General features: G+C 39.4%; 7 protein-coding genes. All 7 read right to left on the bottom strand.

Annotation, left to right across the window (positions count from 1 at the left end; translation table 11 throughout):
• Positions 1 to 91 precede the first annotated feature (91 nt).
• Positions 92 to 550 carry a hypothetical protein gene (locus AB1414_15945; GenBank protein MEW6608911.1) on the bottom strand — a complete coding sequence of 153 codons (459 nt, stop codon included), beginning with the start codon at positions 548 to 550 and terminating at the stop codon, positions 92 to 94.
• A gap of 111 nt (positions 551 to 661) precedes the next feature.
• Entirely contained in the window at positions 662 to 1,375 is a 714-nt protein-coding gene (locus tag AB1414_15940; protein ID MEW6608910.1) for a hypothetical protein, read from the bottom strand.
• 126 nt (positions 1,376 to 1,501) lie between these two features.
• Entirely contained in the window at positions 1,502 to 2,248 is a 747-nt protein-coding gene (locus AB1414_15935) for a hypothetical protein (protein MEW6608909.1), read from the bottom strand.
• Between the two features lie 112 nt (positions 2,249 to 2,360).
• On the bottom strand, positions 2,361 to 2,786 hold the full coding sequence (locus AB1414_15930) for a DUF4019 domain-containing protein (GenBank protein ID MEW6608908.1): 426 nt from the start codon (positions 2,784 to 2,786) through the stop codon (positions 2,361 to 2,363).
• Between the two features lie 86 nt (positions 2,787 to 2,872).
• A complete protein-coding gene (locus AB1414_15925; GenBank protein ID MEW6608907.1) occupies positions 2,873 to 3,307 on the bottom strand; it encodes a hypothetical protein in 435 nt (144 codons plus the stop codon).
• A 311-nt stretch (positions 3,308 to 3,618) separates the two neighbouring features.
• Positions 3,619 to 3,870, bottom strand: a complete 252-nt coding sequence (locus AB1414_15920) for a type II toxin-antitoxin system MqsA family antitoxin (protein ID MEW6608906.1) — start codon at positions 3,868 to 3,870, stop codon at positions 3,619 to 3,621.
• A gap of 4 nt (positions 3,871 to 3,874) precedes the next feature.
• On the bottom strand, positions 3,875 to 4,189 hold the full coding sequence (locus tag AB1414_15915; protein MEW6608905.1) for a DUF4258 domain-containing protein: 315 nt from the start codon (positions 4,187 to 4,189) through the stop codon (positions 3,875 to 3,877).
• Between the last annotated feature and the right edge of the window lie 418 nt (positions 4,190 to 4,607).

Here is a 4,607-nt window from a genome sequence, read left to right as displayed (position 1 = left end):
ACTTTCTAAAGTAAAAAATTCAGTGTTTATGCGGGGTTATAAAGTTTTCAAAGATCAATCAATTGGATTCAATCCCTTGATATTATTGAGATTATGCAAATATTTTTCTTAATTCAACGATTCCGTTTAACATCCATATTAAGATTATTGATCCTACTCCTATCAAGATATAGCTAATCTTAAATGCCTTTTGAGCAGTTTCTAAACTGACCATATCCAAAACCTTGGACTGAGCAACCAGTCCTACTGGGATAGCTCCAATAAGTATGATTCCAATAGGCAACCATATCCAAGGAAGCCAGGCTTTGACGACTTCTTCTATGGCTCTTTCTTCAACTGCTGTCACTGTTGGCTTAGAATGGATCAAGCCAATTGAGCCGGCCATAATGAGAATTATGCCTATGATGGTCAAAGTCATTCCCAAAAGCCATATCTTCTTCGCCTTTTTTAGTTCTACAAACCCCAGTATCTTTCCTTGCCATACATATCCGGCTGGTAGACCGCCAGCAATGGCAAGAAGTAATCCAAACCAAAGTATCCACATTAACATCTTCTCATCTCCTTTAATACTTTCACAATTTTCGATGGCTTATTTGTATTTGTTGTCTAACGATAGAGATAAGCTGCGGCGGGCTTGCCCGCCGTCAGCTTCAGCGATTTGTTAGGAGCCGTTATTGAGCTCCGTACTTTGTTGCCTTTGCTTGAGCTGTTCAGGATACGCCCTGCGTTCTGCTTCCACCTTTTCCCTATCCTCAGATGTGTATATATCAGTTTTCAGGCGGCGGAATCCTGAGGCAAACTGATTAATGTCCTTCTTAATAGCTTCAATATTCTTAGCAATTTTATATAAAGGTGGCTCGCCTATTCGCTCTATGCCTTTAATCTCAGAAAGGTCTACGACATATTCGTTGAAATACTTCTTTCCCGTGCTGCTCTTATATGAAGTCTTTATCAACACTTGAGAAGTCATTTTCTCGTCGAATTTCTCGCTTGCATTTGTAAAAAATGAGCTTATCTTTTGACCTGGAGAAAGATAATTCAAGCCTGTCTTCAAGAAATTCCGTTCCTGAAGTTCATTGACTAATTTCTTAGCTACCTCTCCTTGGGTAAGCGGTGTGATTTCGAACTTAACATCATATGCAGGACCCAAACCAATATTTTTCACAACTATATCTATAAGTGCAATCCACTCATCACGACTTCTGTACGTAACATCAACCCGTGGTTCGGTCTGCGCGTGACGCATTTTTCGAGTTTCGTGAACGAGTACACCTGTTAGCACAGCATAGACAATAGTAGACAACGTCACTATTGCGGTAAAAATTGCCATCAATGCGCCAGAATTCTGATTAAGGAAGTTTAAGATGGATTCCATATTTGTTTTTCTTGGCTCCTAACGATTGAGCTAAGCTGCGGCGGGCTTGCCCGCCGTCAGCTTCAGCGATTTGTTAGGCAAAAAGACCCCATTTCCTTTTTTTCCTGTCTTTTCTCCTATACACAGTCATTTTATTAGATCTTTAAGAACATCCCCCACCGAACTAAATCCACTATGTGTCCTTTCAATATCTTTCTCAATAAGTTGGAGAGTCCTCACTCTAATTTTTGCAGCTTGCTTAGAGACATCAAATAAACTGCTTAAATAACGCAAAATTGAATCATAAACTTTCTCATACTCATTTTCCCATAGTAATTCTTTAAGTTTTATCCCATAAGCGTTTGTCTCTTTATAAAAATGTATCTCAAAAAGGTTACTTGGCATCAATAAGGATGCTGCAAAGCTATTGGCTTGAAATTCAATCCCTTTGCGAGAGTCATCGTATAGACATCTAAATTCATGAAGAAAAGCCTCTATGCATTCTTTAAGTGTTATTATTAACTCTTCAATATCATCTGTTTTATAAAAATTCTTTTGTGATTTTATATATTTTCTGTGTAATACCCAATGACCTACTTCATGGGCTAGAGTAAATCTATATTTAGTTTTAAGTGATGGAGTTTCTATAAGTGATGTATCAATAGAAATGATCTTTTCCCTCAAATTAGTTCTTCCCCAGATTTTTCTTTGAAATATATCATACTTTAGATTATCAATCTTAAATTGTAAACCATCTTTTGCAGCGAGATACTCTGTTACTATCTTTTCAACTGGTATAGGTCGAGCTTCTTCCAAAAGTTTCTTATCATATTTTTGTAAAAATTGCATAGCAATCTTATCAATTTTTTCTCGAGTTAAACGGTCAATTTTCATGGTTGATAAAAATTAATAATATCCTCATATGTTCTTACCTATTTTGCCTAACGACTGAGCTAAGCTGCGGCGGGCTTGCCCGCCGTCAGCTTCAGCGATTGGTTAGGTGTAACTACTTGATATAGTAGCCGGAAACTCTCCATTTACCATCTTTATCCAACATGGGTGTGATTGTCTCGATGGCAGCCTTCTTATTCTCGAAAGATGTCTTATACTGGATTACCACATACTCCCCATCTGGAGCGCCTGGAAGAGAAGTTGTATATCGCTGAGATCTGAGCTCTCTGGAGATCACTTTCCCAAGAGGTTTTCTTGCAGCTTGGATGGTTCCTTGCCATTTGCTCTTACTTATGGCTGACTTGAAGTATTCGGCTGCCTCTTCCCAACTCTCTGCATATTTTTCACTATCTACTAACTCCAGCCATACTTGTGCTGACTCTATAGCTGCTTTCTCAGCTTCAGGATTACTTATCTTCGGAGCACATCCAACAATACAGAAAATCCCAATTGCCAACGCAAGTGCAATGTAATTCCTCATTCTCGCCCTCCTTTCTTGCAACACCTCGTTACACCTAACGACTGAGCTAAGCGGCGGCGTGAAACGCCGTCCGCTTCAGCGATTTGTTATGTGTTGTTGACAGATAAACTTAACCAGACTTGCCTTGTGCCGATGACATAAGCTAAGCCAACAATAAAACTCACCAATGAACTCCATACCAGTAGACTGTCAATAATCTCTGGCTTAAAAAAGAATACTGGAAGAAAACATAACCCTCGAGCAAGATATATTGCTGATATTATTACAAGTGCCAGCCTAAGAAATGGGAGGCGTCTTATTTTCCCTGCGCCAGATAAAGCATAAAGCCCCCAAATAAAAAATATGATAGATATTCCAAAAGTGAGTAATCCAGGAACCCAAGATCCTTGTTCTGCCAGGGTTGCTATTTTTTCGCCAGCACCAAAGAAACGATACCAGTCCGCACCACCTATAATAATAGCAATGTGTAGTATAGCAATTGAAAAGCTTGATGCTCCACCGACAAGTAATACTCTGTTCATCTTCTATTTGCTTTCTTTACACATAACGATTGAGCTCACCTGCTGCGAGGGGGAATTACCACTAAAGTTTGATAGCAAGATAAAACTTCGAGAGACCACAAAACTCTGACCACGGCACAGTCCCCCGCCGTCAACTGCAACGCAGGGTTAGACAAAAGCTCTGATTCGCTGTCTTTTCCTTTTCCTCTGCCTCACCGAATTATTGTGCATTCCACATTCACGGTTTGACCCTAAAATAATAATATCTGATTGGTTAGAAAAAAAAACTGGACTTCGCTGTCTTTCCCCCTTTTTTATTCCTAAGCTCTCCCTCAAGCTACAGCTACTTCTTTATATTCCTTCACAGGTACAGGGATAGTTCTTATGCTCTCTTTTGATTTAACTATTTCTTCCATTTCTTCTGCTACTTTTCCATCATAATACTCTTCACCGCATTGTTGACAAACACCAGCAGGCACATCCTCAATAATAGTCAACTCTCCCTTCCACCAATAGTCTACTTTTACTTGTTGAGCCACCACTTTTCCTCCACAAAAAGAACATTCATCATATTTTTTAGCCATTTTATCACCTCTTTCTTATTTGATAGTTTATCCATTCATCATCGTCTGGAATGTAAACCGTACAAATACGAATCTTTCCACTTTTTAAGAAAGCACAAAGAGAATGAATAGGAATACCATTCTTATCAAATCCAAAAACCAGACAGGATGGATTCCTCGGGTCATCAGGATACTCCTCAATAATCCTGCCATTGAAGATAGAATTTTTTACATCTTTAATTTCCAGACCATCTTTTTGCCTTTCAATTTCAGCGTGTTTAGCTACTTCATAAAAACCTGTGCCTACTTTTCTTTTTATCTCCTCTATATTCATTTCCATTACAAGGTTAAACTCTCCTTTCCCACAACAGGTAAAACCTTCTTGCCTCCTCTATCTTACCTAACTATCACTTTTCAGTAAACCCTCTTAGCCTCCCCCCTGTTGCTTCTAAGGGATAAGCAACTCTTTCCGAAAAGCATCAATCTCGCAAGCCTAGTATAGTCCGCTAAAGGAGCAAATATTCTCACCAAAACTTCCAACAGGAATAACTTCTCCTTCTTCTTGTCTGCCCAGCCTGTCTAACGATAAAGTTCAGGTGCGGCGGGGAGGATTGCCACAAAAGTTTGATAACAAGATAAAACTTTGAGAGACCACAAAACTCTGACCACCGCACAGTCCCCCGCCGTCAACTGCAACGCAGGGTTAGACAAAAGCTCTGATTCGCTGTCTTTTCCTTTTCCTCTGCCTCACTGAATTA

Source organism: bacterium (assembly GCA_040755795.1).
Lineage (GTDB): Bacteria > UBA9089 > CG2-30-40-21 > CG2-30-40-21 > SBAY01 > JBFLXS01.
The sequence above is the reverse complement of the archived record's forward strand: the minus strand, read 5'-3'. Positions and strand labels throughout refer to the sequence as shown.